This is a genomic window from Fusobacterium perfoetens (assembly GCF_021531475.1).
Taxonomy (GTDB): Bacteria; Fusobacteriota; Fusobacteriia; order Fusobacteriales; family Fusobacteriaceae; genus Fusobacterium_B.
Map to the genome: position 1 here is coordinate 1 of NZ_JADYTX010000071.1, position 1,314 is coordinate 1,314.

A 1,314-nucleotide genomic window follows, 5' to 3' on the forward strand; every position below is an offset into this window, starting at 1 on the left:
CAATGAATAGATTAGAAGAAGTTAAAGGAAAATTAATAGTTTCTTGTCAAGCACTTCCAGATGAACCATTACACAGTTCATATATAATGGGAAGAATGGCTTATGCAGCATTAGAAGGAGGAGCTTCTGGAATAAGAGCTAACACAGTTAGTGATATCCATGAAATAAAACAAAATGTATCTCTTCCTATTATAGGAATCATAAAAAGAGTTTATGGAGATAATCCAGTATTTATCACTCCAACTATGAAAGAAATAGATGAACTTGTAGCTGAAGGAGTAGATATCATAGCTCTTGATGGAACAAAAAGAGAAAGACCAGATGGAAATACATTAGAAAATCTAATGAAAGAAGCAAAAGCAAAATATCCAAACCAATTATTTATGGCAGATACATCATGTGTAGAAGAAGCTATAACTTGTGAAAAAGTTGGATTTGATATAGTAGGAACAACTTTAGTAGGATATACAGAATATACAAAAGGAAACGATCCTTTAACAGAACTTGAAAAAGTAATAAAAGCAGTAAACATTCCAGTAATCGGAGAAGGAAACTTAGACACTCCAGCAAAAGCTAAAAAAGCTTTAGATTTAGGAGCTTATGCAGTAGTAGTAGGTGGAGCGATTACAAGACCTCAACAAATAACAAGAAAATTCGTAACAGAAATGTCAAAATAATAAAAATAAAAGGAGATATAAAAATGAGTATAGCAAAATACCAAGGAATTATACCAGCATTTTATGCTTGTTATGACAAAGAAGGAAATATAAGCGTTGAAGGAGTACAAAAATTAACTCAACACTTATTAGATAAAGGAGTAAAAGGAGTATACGTAGGAGGATCATCAGGAGAATGTATCTACCAAAGCGTAGCAGAACGTAAATTAGTTTTAGAAAACGTAATGAAAATAGCGAAAGGAAAAATGACTGTAATAGCTCACATCGCTTGTAACAATACAAAAGACAGCCAAGAATTAGCAGCTCACGCAGAATCTTTAGGTGTAGATGCAATCGCAGCAATCCCACCAATCTACTTCAAATTACCTGAACACGGAATCGCAAAATACTGGAACGATATGTCAGCAGCAGCACCTAACACTGACTTTGTAATCTACAACATTCCTCAATTAGCAGGAGTATCATTAACAATGTCTTTATTAAAAGAAATGATGAAAAACCCAAGAGTTATCGGAGTTAAAAACTCATCAATGCCAGTACAAGATATCCAAATGTTCAAAGATGAATTAGGAGCAGACAGAGTAGTATTCAACGGTCCAGACGAACAATTATTATCAGGACTAGCTATGGGAGCTGA

The 1,314-nt window shown here is 33.8% G+C and carries 2 protein-coding genes; both read left to right on the forward strand.

Annotated elements, in window-relative coordinates; genetic code table 11:
• Positions 1-2: 2 nt before the first annotated feature.
• The gene (locus I6E15_RS10025) at positions 3-677 is read left to right on the forward strand and encodes an N-acetylmannosamine-6-phosphate 2-epimerase (protein ID WP_235247629.1); all 675 of its coding nucleotides are present in this window, start codon (positions 3-5) and stop codon (positions 675-677) included.
• Between the two features lie 23 nt (positions 678-700).
• Positions 701-1,314 (forward strand): dihydrodipicolinate synthase family protein (locus tag I6E15_RS10030; protein WP_235247630.1); only part of this gene is annotated, 614 nt, incomplete at its 3' end.